The organism is Pseudobutyrivibrio sp. 49 (assembly GCF_900100545.1).
Taxonomy (GTDB): domain Bacteria; phylum Bacillota; class Clostridia; order Lachnospirales; family Lachnospiraceae; genus Pseudobutyrivibrio.
Map to the genome: position 1 here is coordinate 152,167 of NZ_FNDP01000004.1, position 23,719 is coordinate 175,885.

Annotated in this window: 27 protein-coding genes; all 27 read right to left on the reverse strand. The window is 34.6% G+C overall.

Annotated features, from left to right (window positions below; all coding sequences use genetic code 11):
• Positions 1-123: 123 nt before the first annotated feature.
• Complete coding sequence (locus tag BLP54_RS16055; protein ID WP_242870641.1) at positions 124-501, reverse strand: hypothetical protein; 378 nt, start codon at positions 499-501, stop codon at positions 124-126.
• Positions 498-872, reverse strand: a complete 375-nt coding sequence (locus tag BLP54_RS05965; RefSeq protein ID WP_090167747.1) for a type II toxin-antitoxin system PemK/MazF family toxin — start codon at positions 870-872, stop codon at positions 498-500. Before BLP54_RS05965 ends, BLP54_RS16055 begins: the two co-directional genes overlap by 4 nt.
• Before the next feature lie 399 nt (positions 873-1,271).
• Entirely contained in the window at positions 1,272-1,679 is a 408-nt protein-coding gene (locus BLP54_RS05970; protein WP_090167749.1) for a putative toxin-antitoxin system toxin component, PIN family, read from the reverse strand.
• On the reverse strand, positions 1,679-1,978 hold the full coding sequence (locus BLP54_RS05975) for a type II toxin-antitoxin system RelB/DinJ family antitoxin (protein ID WP_072919487.1): 300 nt from the start codon (positions 1,976-1,978) through the stop codon (positions 1,679-1,681). Before BLP54_RS05975 ends, BLP54_RS05970 begins: the two co-directional genes overlap by 1 nt.
• Before the next feature lie 149 nt (positions 1,979-2,127).
• Positions 2,128-2,538 carry a hypothetical protein gene (locus BLP54_RS05980; RefSeq protein WP_090167751.1) on the reverse strand — a complete coding sequence of 137 codons (411 nt, stop codon included), beginning with the start codon at positions 2,536-2,538 and terminating at the stop codon, positions 2,128-2,130.
• Positions 2,539-2,617: 79 nt separating this feature from the next.
• A complete protein-coding gene (locus BLP54_RS05985; protein WP_090167753.1) occupies positions 2,618-3,148 on the reverse strand; it encodes an RNA polymerase sigma factor in 531 nt (176 codons plus the stop codon).
• 319 nt (positions 3,149-3,467) lie between these two features.
• Positions 3,468-3,620, reverse strand: a complete 153-nt coding sequence (locus BLP54_RS15800; protein WP_176754485.1) for a hypothetical protein — start codon at positions 3,618-3,620, stop codon at positions 3,468-3,470.
• 296 nt (positions 3,621-3,916) lie between these two features.
• Positions 3,917-4,441 (reverse strand): hypothetical protein, encoded by a 525-nt coding sequence (locus tag BLP54_RS05990; RefSeq protein WP_090167755.1) that lies wholly within the window; start codon positions 4,439-4,441, stop codon positions 3,917-3,919.
• A gap of 190 nt (positions 4,442-4,631) precedes the next feature.
• Positions 4,632-4,979 (reverse strand): helix-turn-helix domain-containing protein, encoded by a 348-nt coding sequence (locus tag BLP54_RS05995; protein WP_090167757.1) that lies wholly within the window; start codon positions 4,977-4,979, stop codon positions 4,632-4,634.
• A gap of 202 nt (positions 4,980-5,181) precedes the next feature.
• A complete protein-coding gene (locus BLP54_RS06000; RefSeq protein WP_090167759.1) occupies positions 5,182-5,361 on the reverse strand; it encodes a hypothetical protein in 180 nt (59 codons plus the stop codon).
• Positions 5,362-5,383: 22 nt separating this feature from the next.
• Entirely contained in the window at positions 5,384-6,751 is a 1,368-nt protein-coding gene (locus BLP54_RS06005) for a KAP family P-loop NTPase fold protein (RefSeq protein WP_090167762.1), read from the reverse strand.
• Between the two features lie 37 nt (positions 6,752-6,788).
• On the reverse strand, positions 6,789-7,127 hold the full coding sequence (locus tag BLP54_RS06010) for a hypothetical protein (protein WP_090167764.1): 339 nt from the start codon (positions 7,125-7,127) through the stop codon (positions 6,789-6,791).
• Positions 7,128-7,241: 114 nt separating this feature from the next.
• Positions 7,242-7,367, reverse strand: a complete 126-nt coding sequence (locus BLP54_RS16225) for a hypothetical protein (RefSeq protein WP_278335357.1) — start codon at positions 7,365-7,367, stop codon at positions 7,242-7,244.
• Between the two features lie 17 nt (positions 7,368-7,384).
• On the reverse strand, positions 7,385-7,633 hold the full coding sequence (locus BLP54_RS06015; RefSeq protein ID WP_090167766.1) for a hypothetical protein: 249 nt from the start codon (positions 7,631-7,633) through the stop codon (positions 7,385-7,387).
• A 217-nt stretch (positions 7,634-7,850) separates the two neighbouring features.
• Positions 7,851-7,973, reverse strand: coding sequence for a hypothetical protein (locus BLP54_RS16230; RefSeq protein WP_278335358.1), 123 nt, complete (start codon positions 7,971-7,973; stop codon positions 7,851-7,853).
• Positions 7,974-7,988: 15 nt separating this feature from the next.
• A complete protein-coding gene (locus BLP54_RS06020) occupies positions 7,989-8,252 on the reverse strand; it encodes a hypothetical protein (RefSeq protein ID WP_090167768.1) in 264 nt (87 codons plus the stop codon).
• 111 nt (positions 8,253-8,363) lie between these two features.
• Positions 8,364-8,576 carry a hypothetical protein gene (locus BLP54_RS06025; protein ID WP_090167769.1) on the reverse strand — a complete coding sequence of 71 codons (213 nt, stop codon included), beginning with the start codon at positions 8,574-8,576 and terminating at the stop codon, positions 8,364-8,366.
• Between the two features lie 29 nt (positions 8,577-8,605).
• The gene (locus BLP54_RS06030) at positions 8,606-8,791 is read right to left on the reverse strand and encodes a hypothetical protein (RefSeq protein ID WP_090167772.1); all 186 of its coding nucleotides are present in this window, start codon (positions 8,789-8,791) and stop codon (positions 8,606-8,608) included.
• Positions 8,792-8,813: 22 nt separating this feature from the next.
• Complete coding sequence (locus BLP54_RS06035) at positions 8,814-9,101, reverse strand: hypothetical protein (protein WP_090167774.1); 288 nt, start codon at positions 9,099-9,101, stop codon at positions 8,814-8,816.
• A gap of 11 nt (positions 9,102-9,112) precedes the next feature.
• Positions 9,113-9,457, reverse strand: coding sequence for a hypothetical protein (locus tag BLP54_RS06040; protein WP_090167778.1), 345 nt, complete (start codon positions 9,455-9,457; stop codon positions 9,113-9,115).
• Between the two features lie 258 nt (positions 9,458-9,715).
• Positions 9,716-11,146 carry a hypothetical protein gene (locus tag BLP54_RS06045; protein WP_090167780.1) on the reverse strand — a complete coding sequence of 477 codons (1,431 nt, stop codon included), beginning with the start codon at positions 11,144-11,146 and terminating at the stop codon, positions 9,716-9,718.
• A gap of 12 nt (positions 11,147-11,158) precedes the next feature.
• Positions 11,159-13,834 carry an AAA domain-containing protein gene (locus BLP54_RS06050; RefSeq protein WP_090167782.1) on the reverse strand — a complete coding sequence of 892 codons (2,676 nt, stop codon included), beginning with the start codon at positions 13,832-13,834 and terminating at the stop codon, positions 11,159-11,161.
• Positions 13,835-13,964: 130 nt separating this feature from the next.
• Positions 13,965-15,230: a phospholipase D family protein gene (locus BLP54_RS06055; protein WP_090167784.1), complete on the reverse strand. Its 1,266-nt coding sequence runs from the start codon at positions 15,228-15,230 to the stop codon at positions 13,965-13,967.
• Positions 15,230-15,565 carry a hypothetical protein gene (locus tag BLP54_RS06060; RefSeq protein ID WP_090167787.1) on the reverse strand — a complete coding sequence of 112 codons (336 nt, stop codon included), beginning with the start codon at positions 15,563-15,565 and terminating at the stop codon, positions 15,230-15,232. Before BLP54_RS06060 ends, BLP54_RS06055 begins: the two co-directional genes overlap by 1 nt.
• Position 15,566: 1 nt before the next feature.
• Entirely contained in the window at positions 15,567-17,744 is a 2,178-nt protein-coding gene (brxL, locus tag BLP54_RS06065) for a protease Lon-related BREX system protein BrxL (RefSeq protein WP_242870642.1), read from the reverse strand.
• Between the two features lie 28 nt (positions 17,745-17,772).
• Positions 17,773-19,083 carry an ATP-binding protein gene (locus tag BLP54_RS06070; RefSeq protein ID WP_090167788.1) on the reverse strand — a complete coding sequence of 437 codons (1,311 nt, stop codon included), beginning with the start codon at positions 19,081-19,083 and terminating at the stop codon, positions 17,773-17,775.
• Between the two features lie 15 nt (positions 19,084-19,098).
• On the reverse strand, positions 19,099-23,700 hold the full coding sequence (locus tag BLP54_RS06075; protein ID WP_090167790.1) for an AAA family ATPase: 4,602 nt from the start codon (positions 23,698-23,700) through the stop codon (positions 19,099-19,101).
• Positions 23,701-23,719 lie beyond the last annotated feature (19 nt).

Consider the following 23,719-nt stretch of genomic DNA (forward strand, 5'->3'; position numbering starts at 1 on the left):
CTTTTAATAGAGTAACAAGGCCTGAATATGATTTTCTTGTAAGCTTGTTATTATAGATGGTTCGTTTTATAAAGTGTTCTAAGTCTTCCTCTGTGATGTAGCAGAATTCTTTCTTAGTAATACTTAAATCCTTTGAAAAAATCTTTTATAATCATTTACATAACGATCATAGGATTGACGCCTTATTTCTCCATACTGGATTTTTTCATTTATCCACTGTTCAAAAACATTATTGATACGAACTATATTGACCACATGTTTATAATGCTTTGCCAGATAACTAATCAATTCTCTTTGGGTCTTGCGCCGTCGTATCTTAACATTCCCCTCCTCATCTCTTATGTGAGTACACCATAGACCTTTTTCATTTTTCCATATCGCATAGCTGTGGTATTTTTCAACAATCTCGTTGTTTTTCATTTCTTCCACAGCTAATTCAATGGCATCCATATCAATAATACCTGTGGAAGCTGCATATGACAATAATACGTCTCGCCTCATCTGCGATACCTGCCCCTATGGTTTTTATGGAAAGTAAGATCTAACTGTATCTCCAGGCAACGTCTTACTTTTGTATTCATGGTGCGATTATCTATTTTTCCCATATATGTTAATAATCGGTTCTTGTCTACAGTGGTAATCTGCTCACATAGTATTACAGACTTTCTTTTTATCCCGCCTATATTACATATCAATACATGTGTAGGAAGATTTTTGTGAATCTTGGTTGTTATAGGGGCAACAGTGACTGTTGGCGCATATTTATTCCCTTTATCATTTTGTAGTATCACCACTGGTCTAACACCAATTTGTTCTGAACCAAATCTATCATCTAAATCAGCTAAATAAACATCTCCTCTTTTTATCCGCATCAGTGATTATCCTCCCTTCCTTCTCTTATAGTTAATGCATTCATCAGGCGGCTGCAGCACAGCTCCATAGGCTCTACCCTCCCCGCGGTTCTCGCCAGGCCGCTCCCATTTTGATAATTGTGGCTAAGCGGAAGTATCATTATCCCTGTATCTATCATGGCCAGATTGGTGCTACCAATTTTTCAGTGAGGCTATATCGCGCAAGGCGAACCTATGAGGCTCCGGTATACAGGAACGTACCTGATGAATGCTATTAAGTTGTCAATTTACTAGTGAAGAAAAAAATACCCTTCACTAATTCCCACTGGCGTCAGACGTTTTGCAAGGTAAAATCCAAAAATTTTTCAAAAAAAAAAGGACCTACAGTTTTTTAATCTGTAAGTCCTACTCTTTGTCATGTTATTTAATTATATCCAAAAACTCTCTTGGTGTTAGAATAAAAGGCTCTATAGGAAAATGCTTTTTATTTCCTGTAACCAAATACGAATTATCATCTCTCTTTTCCATTACTACTTCATAGAAAGGAAGATCTTTCATATCTGGAAGTATAGTATTTGTAGGTGATGGTGTAACATTCAAACCATATTTTTCAACAGCAGCCAATAAGTAGTTAACTGTCTCAGGTGAGAACTTAAACTTTTTTCTGGCCAAAACTTCCCTATATTCACTCATTATTTCATCACTATAAACAGGTACTATCTCACCCTGAATCATTTTTGAAATAATTTGAACTGTAGCCGAATCATCTCTACTAGAAAGAAGTGCAGACACGAATACATTCGTATCAATTACTACATAATATCCCATTAACTATTAGCCTCCTTGCGAGCAAGGCTAATCTCTTTATTTATTTCTTCTAAACTCATATCAGAAACACCATTAGCTTTAGCCTGATTACGAAGATCCATAAAAGCTTGCATTGCTCCCTCTCTTGTAATTTCAGCTGATGGCGATGCTATTTCAAATGGAATTTTACGTTGTCTAACAACAGCTCTTGCAAATACATTAATTGCTGTAGTGGCATTCATGCCAAATTCCTGACACAGACCATCAAATTGCTTTTTTAATGACTCATCCATACGAACACTAAAAGTTGCCTGTCCCATATCATAAACCTCCAATTTGTAAGCTATAGTATATCACTACTCTGATTGTATTTTACATCCAAAAGCATAAATTTGTCAAGTTTTCGAACCTATTAGGTGCATTTCCATTGTGTTTTGCACCTAATTTAATATTTTTTCCACAATATTACTTATTCTTCACCTAACAACTCATTTTCATATTCATTTTCTAAACTCATCCAAGCATAATCAGAAATAAATTGTTCTGGAACATCTCCCTTTTTATGCTCTAATCTTTTTATGTACCTGTGATTGTTAACAGAAAAATCAATTTCATAGTGATTATCTTTTGATAAAAGGAGATTTCCAGATATACCGTACTCATCACTATGTGTTTTCTCAACGAGAATATCTCCTCTGTCACGATAGATTGCCTCTATTATTGCTCTATTTACAAACTCTCCAAGAGTCTCTCCCATATCCTTGGCATGATTCTTAATAAAATCTAGATTACCTTTACCAGTACGAACTCTTATTTGATCTGTAGAATTTATATATTTCTGAGTTGCAGCTTTCTGTGCTGCTGTATATGTTGCTCCCATATTGTTCCCTCATAATATAGATACACTATAGTTATATATATAGTGTATCTATATGTATAAGCATTTTCAAGAAATATCCCTATCCCTCAACAAACTCCCTCAGCAGCCTAACCGCACTACTCAAGGTGTCATGCACAGCCTGGTGGCTAACACCTTCAATCCTTGCAATCTCCTCTTCGCCCATATCACAGAAAAAGTACATATAGCATCTACGTCGCTGCTTATCCGAAAGCTGCTCCAAAGCATACTTAAGTAAAACATGATCTACAATACCTTCCTCTTCCAGCTTAGCTTTAGACTTTCTTCCAACCAGATTTCCATATCCCTGGACAAAAGGAATTTCATCCTGAAAATCTAATGCATCGTGATGTCTGATACTTCTCATCTCATGCTTATGCTCATTCCTATGAAACTCCTTGAAAGCCACACCCTGTTCAACAGGCAGCACAATATATGGCCAGTATTTCTTCAGTTCTTCCTCATATCGTTCTTTAATTAATTCCTCAGGCAAATCAGTTATCACAGCCCACTTAACTCCTCCTTGGATTCCTGGATATTCGATCTCTAAATTTATAAGTTCATATTCCTTGTTTTCATCGTTTGTATTCATTTTTGACCTCCGAATTTTGAAAAATTAATAAGTTCCAAAATTCGAAAGTCATGGGTATCGCCCTACATAGGTCTCCCACTCGCGCATCCTTCCCCACTCACAGAGCTACAGAAAGAAGCACACAAAAAAAGACGAAGCAAAACAGAATATCTATTTCTAGATACTTCCTTCTGTTTTGCCCCGCCTTTCAACACTCTTTGATGTTCATAGTTGTGTCACAAACTCTTGCCAGCTGCCTGCGCTCATGCTGCTCTCTTGACAACTACAGTGCTAACACAACTGACTCATATATATGAAATTATGTAATCAATATTGATATTTAGTATTCACCAAAAATGGTGATGTTACCTTCATCTGCGATTATTTTAAGCCCAATCTTGCAATATGGACAATTACATTCCAATACGCCACTGAGACCTTTAATAAAAACCCTACCGCAGACAGGACAGCTAATCCTTTTTATCTCACGCATACATTATTCTCCTTCCATAAATTGTACTCCCTAAACTGCTATAGCCTTTATATCTTACGCGTAAGTGTATAATATCATAAAGAAAAGTCAGTGGCTTACAACAAATCCATAAACATTGTCTAACAACCATATAACATTCCCACAACAATCATCCAAACAATCTATACCAAACATACAGAAAGGATAGAATAATGTTCCAGCAATACTACAACCATCATGTAAAATGCATAGAACAATCATGTAACAACCATGTAAAAAAATGCCCACGGCATCAAAAACCGTAGGCATAAACCACACTATTCTGTATCCTCTTCATCCTGCTTATGAGCATAACGATACATCATGATTCCAAAAAGCTTGATTGCTTCTCTCTTTTTGTTTTCCAAACTAGAAACTGAAAACTTCAATTCCTGTGCAAGCGCAACCATTGTCTTTTTTACTTTAGATAAAAAGCAGTTGTTGATGATAGTCACATAGATAGGTCCTGAGTTACCGTACTCACTCATTCCTTTAAGCACATAATCTCTTGGCTCAGCCAACCAATCACACTCAGATACCTGCCATAAAAGCTTCCTTTGAATTTCCCTAGATTCCTCTATGGGTTGCTTCATGATTTTAAGAAAGTCCTTACGCATCTGACGTTTTACCTTTTCTTCATCGTCAGGCTTTGTCATACTTGCAAGAATTTTACCAGCTACTACGCTTCGACTGTATTGCTCCAGCATCATTTTGGTAAGCTCATAGGCTACCTTGGGATCAAATCCCATTCCTTCGCAAATGATGTTAATACCTTCCTCATCTTTCGAAATTCTCTTTTTCATTCTCCTCTTGTTCCTCCGTATTCATAACATATTTTCCCCAAATCCCCCGTATAATAAAAAAATCAAAGCAGCCTAAACCACTTTGATTCTTGTATTACCTAAAATATTAAGTTATGTAAAACCCATATATAATACTAAAAATGTTGTCTAATCTTCCCAGCCCGCCTCTCAAAGTAGAAATTAATGTTATCTATAAATCACCTTTATCAATCAAATAATCCAAGTAGGCAAATAATTCTTTTAACCTAGGATTATTTTTACTCTTCCTCTTTGCTTCAATAAGCAACCGCTCTCTCGGAGTAAGTGTTTCCTTCTCACAAGGGACAGTGTCCATAAGCAAGAAATCTGGAGTAGTCATGTCAAATGCTGCGCTAATCGCATCCAGGGTATCTATTCTTGGAGCTCTGTCTTTATTCTTAATTGCAGTTATAGCTGACTTTGATATTCCAGCTTTTTCTGCAAGGTCATAATTTGACATATTCCCATGCATATCTTGTAATAATTGAATTTTGCGTCCATAATCATTGCCAGTATTCATGGCGATACCTCCTAACCCCAATAAAGAGGCGCTACGCCATCAATTTTAATAAATTGTCCAAAAGATTATAAACAACTAGAGTGACTGTTTCGGACACAATTGTGTCCTTTCTACTTTTTATTTTTTGTATTGTAAAAGCCACTATACCACACAGGTATAATGGCTTCTATATAATCCTAAATTTCCCCCTCCGATTTTATTCCTATGAGCAGTTAATACTCATTGTATGCCCATCAGCATCTACAGGCTGATTATCCTTGTAGTTATTGTAAATCTCAGCAATTTCTTCCTTAGGAAAATCTGGGAAACAGGTGTACAGAGTCTCCAGTTCCATACCTGTGCTTACAAAGTTTTCTACTGTTAATTGGTCTTTTTTATTCATAACTCTTTAACCTCACAAAAAGTTAATTATATTCAGCAAACATTGATATAGAATTAACTATACTAATAACAAAATTTTTTGAATTCCGGTTAAATGAACAGTCTCCCACTACTATCTCTCCATATCTATTACGAGAAGTATCCTCTTGATTAAACACTGCATTATAGAATGATATAAGCTTTTCTTTTTTACTAACTAATATTTTTCCATCAGCATTCTCATAGCTTTCATCATTTTCCAATAATATAGATGTCAGATGCCGCGCAACGTATTCTGTTTCAAATAAGTCAACTAGTATATCTGGTCTTCTACCATTTCTAAAATCTTCATAAGCATTAACATCACATATTTTTAAAGCAATCATCGTTGGAACAAGGAATTCTATCATTGCAAATCTTGCATTTTCTTCAGGCCGCTCAAATCTACCCTGCCTTATATTCTTAGTAGCAATCTTTACAGTTTGGTAAAAACGCGACATATCTCTCAGTTCAAATTGCCAAAAAGTAATTATCCTTTTACATATTTCTTCCTGTATATCTCCTGAATAAAATCCAATTTTTGAATACCATTTAGATAAGTTAGGCGATGGTAGACCTACTGGAATATCAAAAAATCGATCCAAGTATCTACTTCCATCAAAATCGATACCGTAATAATGTTTTATAGTATGTTGTAATTCTAATGAATTTATAGAATAAACAACCGTAATTCTTTCGTCATCAAAATAATGCTTTACACGCTCCAATAATCGCACTGCATAAGTAGGATTGCAACGATCCAATTCATCAATAAAGATTACTAACCTATTACCTCTTTCCGCTATTATTTCAGAAAAAAAACCTTTAAATCTTTCTTCTAGACTTTTCTCATATCTAAATGAATCAAAAGGATCTTCTTTATTTAATATTTCAATAAAATTTGCTATATCTCTACCAGCAAAATGATTCAAAATAGATTTGGCACATTCAATGATATTAGTTTCATCTGCAAAAGAATACTGCATACCTATCTGCCTAATAATTTCAAAAATTATTGATTGAATGGGATCAGAGTCATTATCATTTTGCCACGCATCATAATATATAGCCAATGCACTGTTTTCTTGATTGGACTCATCATAATGAATCGATTTTAGATTTCCTAGTATTTGATTTCTTTTACCCATTTCCATATTAGATAAAGAATTCATTGCATTAATAATTAATTTTTCCTGCTTAACAAAAAAGGTTTTACCACTTCCCCATCTTCCATCAAGAGCAATGCTACAAGCAGATTCTTGTGCAATTAACAAATTATAAAAACGTTCCAAATCATCATTTCTATCAAGCACATTTTCCTTCAATGCTAACAAAAGATTTTCTTCTGTTGGTTTAATATCAAATGGCGACATTATAAATCCCCCCAAAATTGTTTTAAATTGGTATTTTTTATCTACCTAATAATGATTTCACAACCTGTAACATAATATCTTCATCCTTTGACGAATGTTCCCATCTAGCACAACATTTTCTAGGTGCAGATGCTTCCGGATTTCTTCTGACAGAGCCTTGAAGAGGATTATAATCCTCAAAAATTTTCAAATAATAATCTTTTTCCGTCTCAGTTCCTCTGGCATATATAGCAAAAGAATTTACCTGATCAACTATATAAACCTTTCCTCTTCCGAAAGAAATATCTCTCGGACTTTTTCCTTCAAATTCTATTCCATTCTCATGAAATAAATTTTTAATTTCTTCATTTCTATTACCATATGCGGTTGATAACATAATTACAAAACCTCCCTATTTATTATTTGCCAATAAAACGCTGCTAGGCTTTTCCTAGCAGCTAATCTCAATTTTATTATATGTGAATTAATAGCACGTAACAATATAATTCCTCTACTCATCAGAATTATCTGATTCATCTTTCTCTGAGACTTCCTCATCATTAATTATCAAATCAAGAGTAATCATATCGTCAATTATGTCTACATCACCATCAAGATTCCAATCAATACCAAACATACTTCACCTCAATAATCTTATATATAATACCTAATGGTTAATGATGCCCCTTTACCACTTTGAGGAGCTGATATAATCTCATCATTATCCTTCATCAACTCATACATAGCATCACAACACGAAGGCATAGCATGTTTTTTCCCTGGATAACCACCTAATGAACGATGAACTTCACCAGAGTTAATATCAATATAACTTGCGCCCTTAGATTTAGCTCCATTCAAAAGCTTTTGAATTTCTTTCAGAAAATCATCTTTATTAGGCATAAAAATATCCTCCCATAAATCTATATATAATAAATAATTAGCATAGAAAGTGATCCTGCTGGTCTCGTATATCTATTCCCCTCGTACAGAACTGAGGTGATACCATGAAAACCATGGTTCGCAGACAACGTACTACTCAAGGGAAGGACCATTCCATTCCGAAATCTGCAACAATTATGAAAACAATAACAATCAACGGATTGTTTAGAAATAAGCGTTATAAAGTCATGCCACAATATGGGCATTTCTTTGGTCTGGTGGTCACAACAGGAATTTCCTTACCACACCAGCCACAAGTAATATTTACAGTAAAAAATCTAATCTTAGTAAAAAATCTCATTCATTCCACCTATATCTACAGCCCCATCAATGTCAAGATTACAGTCAAAACAGCTGTACCTATCAAAAGAATCTTTAATTCTTCCCAGGTCTGTGACCAGCTTTTACCACCTCTATGTCCGCCGCTGGAACTGCTATATCCTTCTTTTTTCATTACCTGATCATATGAATCACAATCATGTAAAAAACACTCTGCATGATCTCTTTCAAATGCATTGAGATGTCCATCGTGATTAGAATCAAACATTGAACTTCCACCAAATCCTGAATCATCAAACATAATAGAACCTCCTCGACTATCAAAATAATGGTTTACCTGTTCCTTGATTGTATATTATCAGTTGATATTAACTTTTTAACGGACAGCTCAACGCCTTGAATTTACTGCATTTTACCAGTCATCGCTGTCAAAATCATCGTCATCTAAATCCCAATCATCCTCATCCTCATCTTCAAGTTCTTCATCAAAGTCATCATCTTCGTCGTCCTCGTCATCATCTAGATAACGCGCCATTTCTGCTTCCTCTGCAGGATCAAGATAATCATCACCATCGAAATCAAAAGCCATTTCATCTACATTTCTTACTGGTCTTCCTGGAAACATAGAGATACCTCCTCAACAATACATTTTAATTAATGTCCTCTTTTTGCTATTAGTAGAGCTTGGTCATATGAACAGCCATGCTGCATCACATATACCTGAATTGCATCGTCTAAATAAAGATATTTTCTTGGATCAACGAACCCACGATTTGCCTCAAGCCATGCACGATGATATAATGCCTGAAGTTTTTGTTCATCTACATCAAATAATCCCATGATTAAGCTCCTCTACCCAAAATCAATTAAACGGTATCTCAAAATAAAATTTCAATTCATCTTCATTAGAATGATTCAAAAGTTCTTCTGGTACATCATCCAAAATCTCAGGTATTTCATCATCATAATGGAAATCTGCAGGCATGACAGTTTTTTCAACTATAGCTGCACTGTATTGAGTTTTTATGTCATGCTTCAATGCTCTTAGCTCTCTAGTAGTACAGCATTTCATGAACTCCCATACCTCTTCCTCATTTTTTGCTTCAAGCACATATTCAACTGTTTCTGTTTGTGTAACTTTATATCTCATATCGCTCCTAACTAATCATTCATATCGTGCCAGTAATCTACTGCGCCATCATAAGCATCGTCATCATCTTCGTAATCTTCGTAGTCGTAAAACTCCTCGTAATAATCCTCTGCAAAGCTATCTGCATCTTTGTAGCGGCTGCTATTATACGAATCATGCTTCTTAGATTTGCTCGATGATTTACTTTTAGACTTACTTTTAGCCTGGCTACTCTTAGATGACTTACTCTTGCTTGTAGACTTTGACTTAGATGTAGAATAACTAGTGGAACTCTTTGTCTTGGCCTGAGCTGGTATAGGTGCTAGAAAAGTAAGAGCTAATGCGATTACAAATACGCTAATAATTGTCTTTTTCATGTTACTACCTCCAGAATAATCTCCTTAATCAATTGGATGTTTCTTTGTGATTATAGATTATCAAATCTTAGCGCGGTTTATCGGACAGCTCAAAGCCTTGAGTTTACTAGATCTTATTGGATTTTACCAATCATCTCCGTCAAAATCATTCTCACCATCAAAGTCAAAATCCATTTTATCCACATTTCTTACTGGTCTTTCCGGAAACGTACTGACTATCCCCTTAAAACTACTATTATTAAAAGCATTTATACTCAATTAAGTAAATAAAAGAATTACTATACCAATAATTGCAATTACAGATAGGAAATATAACCAAAATGAATTATTAGTATTTGAAGAGCTATCTTTAACATCAACTTTGTTCGCGTAATCTGCTTGTTTAGCATTTGTTTCATTTGAATATATACTTGTATTGAGCCCAACCCCATTTCGCTGTTTCATAACGTCTGCTGAAAGTGGTGGCTCGGTGTATAGTATCTTATTATTTTCATCTATGAATGGCATCGATACTTTTTCATTAACTACGAGGCTTAATACATATGCTGTATAAATCTGCGCCACTGAACCAAGCCCGGTAAATTTATATTTATCTACTAAATGATTTTCTAAACTAGTCAAGAAGTTAACCACCGCATGAGATACCTTATCAACCTTATCCTTATCACCTTTCTTCTCTGCAAAAGTGCTTGCTCCTCTTAACAGCATTTCCCAGCCAAGTGGTTGTCGAGGATCAGTATATAAATGTGCATTAAGCTCAAACATAGTCATCTGTCCGTCAGGAATATTAGGATACTCATACAAGTTAGCCGTATAAAATGAAATTATTTCAAGGTCATCAAATGTCTCTTGCGTGATTTCTATTTTCTTTTCTTTATTAAATGTGCTTCTGGAAATAAGCTGATATATTATCCCCGCTGTAAAATGCTTAAAGAACCCCCTTGGGTTCAAATCTTCGTCGTCTTCATCCATTGTTAAGTTGAGAACATCCATCATTTCTTGCTTGTATATTTGGTAATGTTCTTTGTATGTTTTATCACCATATAAATCTATTTTATCATCTGGTAACGATCTGCAATTCTCAATTTGTAAACGAAGTCTTAAATAGAATAACTGCAAGATAGGAACTAACGCAGACTCCGGTTGACCACTTAATGCAGAGAATTTCATTGTTAAGTCATCAAATGGATGTAAAAAATCACTTAAAACACTTTCATCAGCATCAGTTCGATACACAGTTTTAAAAAATTGAATCCAGAATTTCCCTGCCTTATCTTCAGAAACACCAACAATATCTAAAAGCTCCTGGCGCGCTTTATTATCCGAATTAATCGCATCCATATAGTCTGAATATGAAAACGGTATATCTCTTCTGAAACTGCTAAAAATACTTTGAACTATATAATCTTGATCCTGGGTAAGCTTTTTTCCATCGCCCATAACCAAGTAAAATCCATATAATGGTAGACAAATTATCCCCGTTTTCAAATCTGGGTGCAAATGTATACCCGTTTGTGGCTTTAATAAATCATCCAACTTTTTGGTCATTATAGTGCAGTCGCTAAGAATTTCTTGTACAGTTTTACTGCAATATTCTTCCCATCTAGATTCTTCTTTTCTCTTCTGTTCGTAATATTCATGAATCAACGATGAACGTACTAACCAAGCTCTATCCCAAAAATCAAGCATAATACACCTCCACTAAACCTCATCTGGCTTGAAGAAATGCCCATTACTACACTTTACATACAAACCATACTTACTCACTCCGGCCTGAAGCATGCAATTACATTTGCTACATTTAACATTATTTTTATTCAAGTAAGCATTAGCTACATCTTTATCTAATAAAGCAGTTTCGCCACATCCCTTAGATGAACATTTCAAAAAGCATTTACCTGAACGGCTTCTAGTAAGATTCATAGGTGAACCGCATTTAGCACATCTAAGCTTATTATGTACATAGTCAGCCATACCCGCTTCGTCTTCAACATATACTACATTAACTCCATCTGTACTTGTTGTATTCTTAATGCTCTTTGCATTTTGAATAGCAGTTCGTGATCCATCATAGACTTGCAATTCTAAATCAGAAAACGCCTTGATTAATTCAATTGTATGACTTCCTGATATTCTATAAATAGTTTGACACACAACATAAGATTCAGATGTACCATCTCTGAAAGTACCTTTAGACTTAGGCAATCCATACCACATTACTTTGTCATCGATGAGAATCAATGGAAATACAGCATTATCCGAAGGCACACTAATTTTCTTCCAATTATCTGGTAAAGAATCAATATCTTTCGATTTACATAGTATTTTAATCCCATTCATCTTTGCATCGATTAGCGCATCAAATATATTTGCCTCAGTTTCTATATCAAGCTCACCATCAGGAATAGAAATAACGATTTGTTTCCTTGCTTTTGCAATATCTGTGCATAAATCATCCATGGCATACACAGCATCCATATAGTTTTGAATCTGCTTAGTCTCAGGTAATCGACTTAGGCAATCTTGAAGTCTACGCTCATTAGATGAAACTACATTACCTTTCTTCTGCAAATACTCTATAAGCTTATATAAAACATGATCAGATTTTCCGAAGCGCTTGTTCCAGTATTTTGCGTTTGCCACAACAACAAGCTTTCCTCGAGCTCTGGTAACTGCTACATTAATTAGTCTGGTAACCGCATTAAAGCTCTTGCCGAGTAAAAAACCTACCCTTGTAGACGGATAGCTTTCCACTGCATCAAAAATAATAACATCTCGCTCTGATCCTTGAAATTGATGTACAGTTGCACAAGAAATATCTGTTTCTTTTGATTCTCTGTAATCCTGAATCATTGCTCTAACTAATCTTGTCTGAGCAGCGTAAGGAGTAATGATACCAACTGACTTTGTGTTATATTTTTCTGCTTCCAATGCCAAAAGGAACGAAATAATCGCACTCACAATATTGAATCTGGAGTTGTCATTATTCTTCATGCAGGCACAATATGTTCCAGCTAAATCAATTAGATTTATTGATTCATCGTTAAATGGAGGATTATCAACTATTTCCTGCCTATTCTCTACTACAGACTCATGGTCAGTTAACAAGTCATTGTAAACATATTCATTGGCAAATGCCGAGATATCAGGGTACATACGTCGCTGCTCATTCAACATGACAAGCCAAGGATGCGCATGCATAGATCTGTCATCCTCAATCCCAAGATATGAAAATACATCTTTTCCTAACGTCTCCTTAACATTAGATTGAACTATAGGAGCCAACTGCCTGAAGTCTCCAACGAGGACTAGTCTTGAATAAGCATGTTTTGCTGCTATGAGAATCTGAGGCATATAAGCCATACTCACCTCATCAAACATAACAACAGAATACTTGTTATCTTCGAATAGCTTATCCATAGTGACTTTTGAAATAGTAGTCGCTACCATGAGAGCATTCTTAACATAAAGCTTTTCTTCTTCTCGAATCTTTTTCCTAATATCCTTTAGTTCTTGCTCAACTTTAACCCCTTCAGCAGTATTATATTTTCCCGATAAAACCAGATGATCTCGTTTTTTCCTTAGTTTTTCATATTCATTTTTTAAAGTCTGATTATTTTCTACCGCATAATTGTAGGCCACAACATCATTATCTTTTGCTAGCTCTTCATCCCTTACATAACCATATCTAAGAATAGCACCCATTTTTAAGAGCTTATCACCTTGCAAATCTCTAATGAGTGAAGCTGTTTGTTTTACAATACCATCCACTGAAATGTTACTATGCGAAACAACTAAAACTCTTTCCCTGTTCAACAATGAATGAATTGCAATTTGTGCCATAGTATAGGTTTTACCTGTGCCAGGAGGGCCCCAAATAACAGTTATATCGTTATCAATTGCCATCTCTACAGCAGCATCTTGTCCCTTGGGAACCATAGATATAGGTTTATTTGTTGCCAACTCTGGTCCTTCTTGCAACAGCTTGATAACTAATTTATCTGCTGTAGTTATAGTCTCTAGCTGATCTACTATGCCTTCAAGTAATGCCCAAGGCTCAACACCAACGAATGCCTGCCCAATTGCATTTCCAAAATTCTTTGTGATACTAACAATAATCTGGAATCCTTCACATAAGAAAACAACGCCTTTTACAACTTCCTTTCCCACAGTCAATGTAATAGGCGCATCATCTGGAAGATTTAATTCAGCCTCCATCTCAAAACTATATGTACTATAGTCGTTCTTCTGACCTATAAGCCTTCCATTGACAAGCTTATACCTACGGCCACCTTCTTCCTGAAGATAGTATTTTTCACGTAATACATCACGTTTAAACTTATCAATTATTAATCCAACTTCAGAATTAGTATCCATACAACAATTACCCCATTTTAACCTTCAGTAACGGATACATTTATATTAACAAATTAATGTGACTAATCTTTTAATAACAAAAAAGAGGACACTCAACAGTATCCTCCATTCGTGTACCTATATTCTTTACTTATTCAGATTTATATATTTTCCATCCATATTGCATTCCTAGTGTTTCTAAACGTTCATCAATGTACTCCTTTGCTTCCGGAGACAAAGCAAGCATAGCTTGCTGCCCATGAGCTTTTGCTACTCTTTCTTTTGGATACTTATCCGGATTATCTCTAGTGTGCATGTATGTCTTATATCCTAGATTATCTATCACTTCACGAAGAGGAATACCACAATTAACCGGAGCATCTATAACTTTTGCTTCTGAAATAACACAATAAATTGGATATTCCTCAAGCCAATCATATTGCTTAATCCATGCTTTTTTTCGTGCATCATTATTTGAACTAAACGCTCTAAAATACCCTTTACCTACAATTACAGGACATTCTTTGCCTGTCTTGTCATAAGAGTGAACGCAGAAGAAAGTTTCGTCACCTTCTTCTATAGTTTTAGCACTCTTTAATCTTGTTACGGAAAAATTTGAAATATATACAGATTTTCCATTATCGACAAAAGCGTGCATATACATAGGTTCATCACCATTCGCTCTTTTTTTTGCTGATGCTGAGAATTTTAAAATTATATTTCTTAGACTTTTATGCGATACTATAGAAGTTTCTCCACCCAGTGCAGAATAAACGGGATCTGTAAGTCGTTCTGATGTATTATTATCAATTTCCCTAAATGCCTCGTTGATATCTTCTTTTATTTGTTTTGCTCTTTTATCAAGGGCTGCCCCCTTAACAAGAGCAACGATATGTTTTCCACCATCCAGTTTTGATTTTGATTCTTTCTGATTTTGGTATCTTAACTTAAAGTCATCAAGCATTTCTTGTGTAATACATCCATCTTCAGCAACATTTACTCTAGTAGAAATATCATCAAAATATTCCTGCAAGTCTTCAATAGCTGCTTCTTCGTTAAAATGTATTGATAGTTCAATATTTCTGGACAAGCCACTTTCGGTAAAATTAGCACTTCCTACAATTGCGTCATCTTCATCAAATAAATATAGCTTTGTATGTAAACCAATAACAGCATATAATTTTACCCCAGAATCTAACATACTTTGCAAACCATCAAGTGTATTAGATCCGTCTAAAAAATCTTGAAGATAAAATCTTGTGATAAAAGAACATGCTATCCCTTTGTTAGCAGCCTCACATAAAAAGTCAGCTGTCTTATTTGATAAAAAAGGGCTTATTATCTTTATTTCTTTCTTTGCTTCTTTAAACAAAGACGTTATAGTTTCGGAATGTTCATCCGTCACGACTTCAATCATTACATTTCCTCCAAATACATTACTTTTTTGCCGTGAACTTTTGCATACTCGATTTCGGATCTGGTGCTTTCTCCTATATATCCACCAACATTAATAACATAAATAGAATCAGCCATGTCTATCTTACGCTTATGCATATCATCAAGCATTTCCTTGGTCTTAGTTAGGGTTCCCTCATCCATATTTTCCCAGACTTCTTGATCCCCAGAATGACCAAAGAGGCCAACACTGATAACAATGTTGCCCTCTAATGTAAGCCTCTTTTGAACTTCTATAAATTCATTTTTAAACCTGGTACTTCCACATAATGTTATAACAGGATAATTATTATTCATGTTAGTCTACCCCTAACGCTCTAAATACTGCTTCTTCCGGTGTACTATAAAATACTGGCTGAACAGCAGATAATAAATCAGCTGGTACAGCACCAAAATCTGCGGCGGAACTAATAGGTATAAGCACCTTCTTCGCTCCTGAATCCACACATACCTGTAATATTGCTGCCAAATCTTCGACTTTATTAATAGTTCCAGAGATTGTTGTTTCGCCAATAACAACCAAGCCAGCTACTGTAGGCTTGTTAAGGGCTATAGAAGATATAGCAATTAATGTTGGCAGTGCAATATTTTTTGTCATGCCTAATCCCTGAATATCCTGGTAATCAATTATATAATCTTTCGTGGTAGTACTGATTGAATGACTAATTTTATTACCATTGAGTTTTAAATAAGAAAAACCTGTATCTGCAGAACTCTTACTATCCTTATCAAGGCTAAAACCTTTCTTCTCAAATTTTCCATTTCCAGGTAACATTTGACTCTCAAGTCTGAAGACGCCGATAATACCATTTTTACCACGAGCTATCGTATAAATATGACCAGCATTAACGATTCCGTCTGGGATAATTTTTCCACCACCTGATTCCTTTACACCTACAAAATGTTCATCGAATGTATCATTATCAATATATGAAAAATTAACATCGTAGAATTCCATTCCACCAATTTTCTTCAATTGCTCTTTTACTCTACGACGTAACTCAAGAGATATATCTAATATTTCTGCAATATCATCCTTAGTATAATCACCATTAGGATATAAAAGCTTAACAAATGCATCTACCAATCGCCTAACAGCTATAGTATCACGCTGATTTAAATTTGAGCCAAGATGGAAATACTTATCTAATGAATCACCGTAAGATTCCTTTCTCATCTCCCTCATGAATTCTGAAAGGTAGTCAGTAATAAAACCATAGTCATCTGTAAAGTGCTCTGGTCTATATTTTGGAATTTCCCAACCTGGAATGTAACCATGCATACGATCTAGAAACGCTGTATCATAGGCCATTGCATCAGGAAATGGCTCAAATAAATGAGATGTCTTAAGAAGCACAGATACATCATGGTTAATATTACCAACAAAAACCATAGACGCAGAAGCTGCCTTTTCTTCTTTACCTCGTGCAAAAGAACCAGACGCCATGTAATCTTTCATTATCTGGACTCCATCTTTATCCTTAAATGTAATTCCGGCCACCTCATCAAATGCAACACAATCCCACATTCCTACAAGACCAACAGTTTTTGTTCCCATATTGTAGAAAAGGTTTGCGACTGTTGTTTGTCCACCTGAAACAAGTATAGAGTTTGGTGAAATTTCTTTATATAAATGTGACTTACCTGTAGAACGAGGTCCTAGCTCACACATATTAAGATTATTTTCAACCAAAGGTAACATACGAGCTAAAAGCAACCACTTAGCTCTATCTGGCAATTTGTTTGCTTCCATACCTGTGGATCTAAGAAGCACAGTAATCCATTCATCTTTCGTAAAGGACTTGCGGGCTTCTTTAAGCTCATCCATATCTATATGTGGCATCTGAACAGGTGTGAGTTTTCTTATTTGAATTGGACCATACTCTCTATCTTCTTCCACATAATCATAATCAAGCTGAACAATACACCAAATACCGCCACATAACAAACGGTCATAAAGTTTAGGATACTCATTTTCAATAGGAATTCCTTTTATTCCAAGATTTGAAAACTCTGCTTCATATCTATCTTTTTTAATATTCAAATTAACTGAGATTTTGTCAATAACAGTATATGCACCTCGTTCTCTAAGTGCTGATAATACTTTTTGTGCCTCGTCTGGTCTCACATAATTATTAGCAAGTATTCTTTTAACATTTTCCACTCCCTCACTAATTATATTCTCATCTTCTGAATTGCAATACTGACCTAAAAGGTACTCTAATACGTAAACTGGTACATTTGCACCTTCCTTAATGTGTTTTGTTAAATCTTTACGCACTATCTTTCCATCAAAACATCTTCTAAGTTTCGCATTAAGAATGTCATTATCGACCTTATCATCAGCCTCTTCCACTTCTGCTGCAGCCTCAGGTTCTACTGCTGTTTCAGATTCAGTTTCAATGGTTCCAACAAAATTATCCACTGGAAAAAGGTCATCCTCTTGTGTGCCATTCTTTTTCATAAAATCAAACATCTTCAAGCCTCCTAGCATCGCCTAAAAACTAATCAAATACCTCTTCAAACTCAATTTGATCATCTGCCACAAATTGATAGTTAGTAATAAGACTATGCCAATCTTCATTTTTATTTTGCAAATGAGAATCAAGAATATTTACAAAATCTCGTATCATTGTTCTTGGGGTTATTGCTATAGTTTCCCTTTTCATATAAGCATACTTTATAAAATCAAGCAACTCATCATCAGAAATATCTGAAGTATAATTATATATCTGTGAATGAATATAAACTAAGTGCTCCATCAAAATAAAAGTTTCTTCTTTTGTCAAAGGTATAACCTTTACAATAGGAGTCATCATGTTAACTACATCGCCACCAATATATGACCCTGTACTTAATCGAGAGCGTAATGCCTCGTAGCTATATAATCCTTTATCTTTATCATAGATACTATCTGGAATTCCAGACATTATTATTCCTAGATTTGTAGCTCCGCCTTGCAATAAGTCATTGTACATCGACAGGATTTTTTCGTAATTTTTCTGACGAACTGTTTTGGATGAAGTATTATAAACATAGGCCAACTCATCTATAAGGACTAAAAAGCCACTATACCCAGCAAGCGTAAACAACTTTGCCCATAATTTGATGATATCAAACCAATTTTCATCATCGACCATAGAGCTAATTCCAGTCATTTTCTTAACTTCTTGTTTATTTGCATACTGACCATAAAACCATCTTAATGCACATTCTTTCTTGTCAAAATCATTTTCACGTACTCCCTGCCAATAAAGCTTTAATGCTGCAAAGAAAGCAAATCCTTCTTTCATGTCCTGGAATAAATCACATTCCTTTAGCATGAATTGATAAGAATATTCCTCAGGGTTTAGTTCAGTTATTCGTTGTTCAGAATAATCTACAACTGCTCGACTTATAGTTTTTGAAACCCACTCATCTAAAATCTTTCTGAGGGCGTGACCACTTTGATTAGTTTTATTTGAAACATTTTCCATCAAAGTTTTGTAGGTTGCCAAACCCTTTTTTCTCGTATTATTTCCTAGCAAACCTCTCTCTGGTGACAAATCTACATTTGCGACAACCATATTTTTCTTCTTTACAGCGTTCTCTTTAATCGTTTGTAGAAGAAAAGTCTTACCACTTCCATAACCACCAACTATAAATCTAAAAGAAGTTCCTCCATCAGCCAAGTCTTCCATATCTCTTAGAAGGGTTTCTAATTCCTTTTCTCTTCCAACAGCTATATAGCCAAGCCCCTCTGTAGGAACAGTTCCCTGTCCCAAAGATTTCATTATATTTTTGTACGTCCTAATAGGTCCTCTGGAATTTTCCATAGCAGACTTCCATCCTTACTTTAATAAACTCTTAATGTCTTGCAAATAATCCTCATAAATAACCGGAGTATCGTTGTTATCATCAATAATAGTCTCACCGTAAAAATCTACAGCTTTACTATTTATGCCATCAACTATCTCCTGAATATTATATGCAGATGCCAAAGCTCCCAACTTATCAGATGATACAGTTGTTGCTTCTAAAACAGCATTTAATACATTTAACTCATCCCCTATTAACATTTGTTTAAAGGATGAAATATTATCTGCGGTTGGAGCATCGTTTAGATTATTATTATCTTGTGCTAATGAATGCATTTCTTCAAGTTCTTCTGTAGATAAAAGCTTTTTCTGATTTCTAGTAAGAATATTTCTAATTTCTTCCATCTGAGAGAAATCTAAGATGATATCATCTCTAGATAAATCTTCTATAGTAGGCACATCATTAATTGAATGCTCTATAATTCGGACCGATGTGTTGCTTCTCTTTTGGAATTCATACTCTTTATAGTCAAAATCAGTTTTACTGAATGCATTTTTAAATTCAGCAATCATCTCGCCGTTTGCAGTTGTAAAGAATATCTGAGTACCACCTTTAGCAAAATCAGCTAACATCTTAAGTACATGCCTTACCTGATCTTTATCCATGGTTGCAAGAGGTTCATCTAACAAAAGAAATCTAGGAGCAGTATCTGCGGCTATGTACAATGAAAGCATTGTAGCAAATGCTATAGTAGCTCTTTGACCTGTACTCATTTCATATGTTCTTGCCATGGAGTCATTAATACCACGAATAGCATATATACCTTCTTCATCCACTCCGAGCTCCCTAAAATCGTCTGAATGGTGCATTTGAGTAAAGAAAGTACTTATATTACTTATATTATCTTTAATCTTTCCCTCAACAAATGATGATAATGAAGGCATTTTTTCAAATGCAGCAACTGCTTTAGAACAACGTTCTAACTGCGGTGTCAATCGATTAACAGCCGCAGTATAATCACGTAATTGCTGTTCTTCAAATTCAACCATGCTAGCACGTTCTAATCTTTCAACCTCTAAATCAATTTTATCGGAAGCAGAATTGTACACTAGCAGCCATTCCTTAAGAGATATCTCACTGTTTAGGTCAAAGGCTTCTTTTACCATTTCAATAGACTGCAAGATATCATTAAGTTTATCTAAATTAGAAGTTTCAAGTTGTAAGTCATATTGTGAGATATTATTCTTTTCAATCTCAATATTATGCTCTAAGTCTATAATCTCTTGTGAAAGCTTATCCTTAGTATCCTCTAATTTCCTTCTCTGAGATTCATTGTCAGCCATTAACTTAGTAATGTAAGCTTCAAATGACTTTTCATTAGATTCCTTGAACGATTTATAGACAGAATCATTTTCTTCAAAATCTTTGCAATACGAGATATTTTTCTCAGAAAATCCCTGACTATTCAAAACCTGTATCTGAGCTTTTATCTCTATTTCTTTCTTAACTAAATCCTTTTTTTTGTCTAACAACTTAGCTAAACTTGAGTAATCATCATCTGTAAAATAGTCTTTTATAAGGATTAAATCATCAGCAATTTTATAGATTGTACTTTTTGCTTCAGCAACCAAATCATCCTGAGAAAGCTTATGAGAAATATCCGCTATTTTATGCTCTAATGTTTGAATTTCTTCAATAAGCGCGTCCATGCCATCTTTTTCTGAAGTCTGAGCCGTTGCATTCTGGATTAATTCTAATAGTGCATCCTTAGATTTTTGCTTTGTACCACACAATGGACATTTCTCATCATGAATCAACTGCTGCCCTATTTTGCGCAATTCAATATAATTCTGTTCTTCAGAAGAGAATCTAGCTTTTTTAAGAGTGTATTCCAGCTCTAAATCCTTCTTTTTACTAGTTAAAGAATCCAGTTCTTCAGAATATTTTTCATAGTCTTCTTCTGACAGATTATCAAACGAAGGCATTTTCAGGAAATTAACAACTTTTGGATATCGTTCTATGGTATTAATAAGCTCAAGTAAATTATTTATATGCTCTTGCTCTTCTAACAATTCAGAAAGCATTGCAATACTTTTTTGATCAGATAATATTCTTTTTACATCTTCCCATTCTTCACTTTTATTTTTTAACAAAGTAGCACCATTCTCAATTGCAGAAATGGCCTTATCGTTTTCAAAAGAATGAGTCTTTACGCCTTGTATTTTTGACATAAATAGCTGGATAGCCTCATTAGATTTAGCTTTCTTACTTTCAATATCAGCATTATCCAACTTCACTTGCTCAATATGTTTCAGAATATTACCGAGCTTATCTTCATTTTGCTCATATCGGTTAAGAACTCGACAGTATTTGCCCGTTAGTTCAAAATCGCTCTGTATCTTCTTATATCGTTCAATACCCTTCTTCGGTATTTCTTCTAATTTTTTATAAAATGTCTTTGGTAAAATTTGCTCGATCTCACCTGAGTGATTAGTTCTATCTGCATGCTTTAACGAATCCTCATAGATTCTTTTCATGGTTCTGGCATTGTCAAGATTTTCTCTAATATCATCAAAGGATTCTTCAAAAGCTTTTTTGTATCTTGTCCATTTCTTTTCATAATCAACAACATCGTCACCAAATAACAAGTTGCCAAACATAACGGCAAAGCTAGAATCAGTGTTATCAGATTCATGAATAAACTTATAAGCCGCCTCTGAATCAAACGCATTGAATCTTCCAAAATTCTGATTCAATGTTGTCTTATTACGTCCTGATGGAACACCATACCATACTCTTTCAATTTCTTTTGAATTCTTAGCTGAATCCCTTGGTGTGAAACGTTCTACACCAGCTTCCCTATTGTATACATAGACAGTAGGAACATGGCGCAACACATCCATTTTCTTGTTAAAATCTTTTATTCGACGTATTTCACCTGTCAGGGCAAATTCAATAGCTTCCAGCACAGAAGTTTTACCAGAACCATTAGCGCCATAAAACAGATTAATTTGGCCAAAGTCCATCTTCATTCCATCAAAACAAAACTCCCTAAAATCTGAGGAGCTTAACGACTTAACCCACTTAATCAATGGAACTTTAGATACTGACATTTTTTTGTAGTCTTCATCAATCAGGTAATGCGAATCAAATCTATCTCCTGATAAATAGTTTTCTACATTTCTTTTTAGATATGTCTCAGTTAAACAACCTGTCAAATGAACAGCTTCAAGTATCTTTCCCCATGTTCTTACTGGATCAATATTCTCATTATCCTGAATGCCAACAGTTTGCTGTACACCATTTATAAATGTTATAGCAGATTCAGGCCTGAATACGTATTTTCTACCATTTACGCGATTGGCTTCTATTGCCTGTATAGGAATATTAAACGCATCTTCATCAATGATATAAATCATATAGATGCTAGAATATTCACGTCTTAAAGAGTAAGCCACCTGGTAAATAGAATGATTCAAATTTGTCCATTCTTCTGAATCATCTGTAATGCTACTTAATACATCATCTGCCTGGAATATTAAAACATATATATCAGTCTCATCTTTTTTCGTTGTAAAGTAACATGTAAATCCATTAACTTTTCGTTGCTTTATAATAGTTAAATGGCTCTTTCTGAGAATAAATTCTGGTACATTATTTATTCTTAGATTTATGAATTCATCTTTCTCATGAGACTTTTGTTCCTTTTCACCACTTAGTGAGCTGTCTTCTGAATCAAAATTTTCTTCTAAATTATCCTCATCTTCATCGAAATCATCACCTAAAATTACCTCATCTTCATCGAAATCATTATCTTCTTCTCCATCATCTTCGATGATTTCATCAAGATCGTCGTCTTCTAACTCTACAAGTTCTTCAAGATCATCATCTTCAAATTCATCAATTTCAATAAGATCTAAATAATCATCATTATATGGTAGATTATTGACTTCCTTAATTTTGTTTATAGAAAATGAACGGTTAAAACTTGTAGGTGCTATATTGAACTTATATTTTTTTACAAATTCGCGCTGCTCTTCTATATTAAAGTTTAAAGACTCTGGACTAGCAGATGAAGCTTTTAATCCATCTAAAAATTTATCGAAATTTTCACAATCGTAGAGAACCTTAAAATCTTCTCTGTATTCAAAATTTGCGTGAACAGTATATGCAAGCGCCGTGAAATATGTAGCATTAATCATTAGCAGAGCATTACCATATACGTCAGTAGATTCACATATTGATTTAATGAGCTTAGTACTTGTAAAGAAAATAGCTTCATATACAAGTTTTATGTATTTAGAATCACGCAGCTTCTCTATTAGAGCAATTGATTGTGGAATATACAATTCCTCATCCAAAGATTCATCATATTCCTTGTCAAAAAATCCTGTTAATTTTTCTAGCTCAAAATACTTCTCATATGCTCTAACGATCTTCTTTTGATAAGCATTGTCCATCTGCCCATAATAGGTGGCAGCAATCCTTAAAATATCATATCGAATTAACTCATCAAACTCCTGCTTTGTAAATTTTTCTAGCAATTTGTCGTAGTCATTGAATGTAATTTTCAATAGCTTTTCAAATTGCTCATTGATGTTAGGTGTCCCTGCTTTAATAATGTTATACTCCATACCCTTATTCCTCATTAAA

Coding starts and splice junctions, on each gene's coding strand:
- BLP54_RS16055 (WP_242870641.1), bottom strand. CDS start 501: ATGAGGCGAGACGTATTATTGTCATATGCAGCTTCCACAGGTATTATT.
- BLP54_RS05965 (WP_090167747.1), bottom strand. CDS start 872: ATGCGGATAAAAAGAGGAGATGTTTATTTAGCTGATTTAGATGATAGA.
- BLP54_RS05970 (WP_090167749.1), bottom strand. CDS start 1,679: ATGGGATATTATGTAGTAATTGATACGAATGTATTCGTGTCTGCACTT.
- BLP54_RS05975 (WP_072919487.1), bottom strand. CDS start 1,978: ATGGGACAGGCAACTTTTAGTGTTCGTATGGATGAGTCATTAAAAAAG.
- BLP54_RS05980 (WP_090167751.1), bottom strand. CDS start 2,538: ATGGGAGCAACATATACAGCAGCACAGAAAGCTGCAACTCAGAAATAT.
- BLP54_RS05985 (WP_090167753.1), bottom strand. CDS start 3,148: ATGAATACAAACGATGAAAACAAGGAATATGAACTTATAAATTTAGAG.
- BLP54_RS15800 (WP_176754485.1), bottom strand. CDS start 3,620: ATGCGTGAGATAAAAAGGATTAGCTGTCCTGTCTGCGGTAGGGTTTTT.
- BLP54_RS05990 (WP_090167755.1), bottom strand. CDS start 4,441: ATGAAAAAGAGAATTTCGAAAGATGAGGAAGGTATTAACATCATTTGC.
- BLP54_RS05995 (WP_090167757.1), bottom strand. CDS start 4,979: ATGAATACTGGCAATGATTATGGACGCAAAATTCAATTATTACAAGAT.
- BLP54_RS06000 (WP_090167759.1), bottom strand. CDS start 5,361: ATGAATAAAAAAGACCAATTAACAGTAGAAAACTTTGTAAGCACAGGT.
- BLP54_RS06005 (WP_090167762.1), bottom strand. CDS start 6,751: ATGTCGCCATTTGATATTAAACCAACAGAAGAAAATCTTTTGTTAGCA.
- BLP54_RS06010 (WP_090167764.1), bottom strand. CDS start 7,127: ATGTTATCAACCGCATATGGTAATAGAAATGAAGAAATTAAAAATTTA.
- BLP54_RS16225 (WP_278335357.1), bottom strand. CDS start 7,367: ATGTTTGGTATTGATTGGAATCTTGATGGTGATGTAGACATAATTGAC.
- BLP54_RS06015 (WP_090167766.1), bottom strand. CDS start 7,633: ATGCCTAATAAAGATGATTTTCTGAAAGAAATTCAAAAGCTTTTGAAT.
- BLP54_RS16230 (WP_278335358.1), bottom strand. CDS start 7,973: ATGAGATTTTTTACTAAGATTAGATTTTTTACTGTAAATATTACTTGT.
- BLP54_RS06020 (WP_090167768.1), bottom strand. CDS start 8,252: ATGTTTGATGATTCAGGATTTGGTGGAAGTTCAATGTTTGATTCTAAT.
- BLP54_RS06025 (WP_090167769.1), bottom strand. CDS start 8,576: ATGTTTCCAGGAAGACCAGTAAGAAATGTAGATGAAATGGCTTTTGAT.
- BLP54_RS06030 (WP_090167772.1), bottom strand. CDS start 8,791: ATGGGATTATTTGATGTAGATGAACAAAAACTTCAGGCATTATATCAT.
- BLP54_RS06035 (WP_090167774.1), bottom strand. CDS start 9,101: ATGAGATATAAAGTTACACAAACAGAAACAGTTGAATATGTGCTTGAA.
- BLP54_RS06040 (WP_090167778.1), bottom strand. CDS start 9,457: ATGAAAAAGACAATTATTAGCGTATTTGTAATCGCATTAGCTCTTACT.
- BLP54_RS06045 (WP_090167780.1), bottom strand. CDS start 11,146: ATGCTTGATTTTTGGGATAGAGCTTGGTTAGTACGTTCATCGTTGATT.
- BLP54_RS06050 (WP_090167782.1), bottom strand. CDS start 13,834: ATGGATACTAATTCTGAAGTTGGATTAATAATTGATAAGTTTAAACGT.
- BLP54_RS06055 (WP_090167784.1), bottom strand. CDS start 15,230: ATGATTGAAGTCGTGACGGATGAACATTCCGAAACTATAACGTCTTTG.
- BLP54_RS06060 (WP_090167787.1), bottom strand. CDS start 15,565: ATGAATAATAATTATCCTGTTATAACATTATGTGGAAGTACCAGGTTT.
- brxL (WP_242870642.1), bottom strand. CDS start 17,744: ATGTTTGATTTTATGAAAAAGAATGGCACACAAGAGGATGACCTTTTT.
- BLP54_RS06070 (WP_090167788.1), bottom strand. CDS start 19,083: ATGGAAAATTCCAGAGGACCTATTAGGACGTACAAAAATATAATGAAA.
- BLP54_RS06075 (WP_090167790.1), bottom strand. CDS start 23,700: ATGGAGTATAACATTATTAAAGCAGGGACACCTAACATCAATGAGCAA.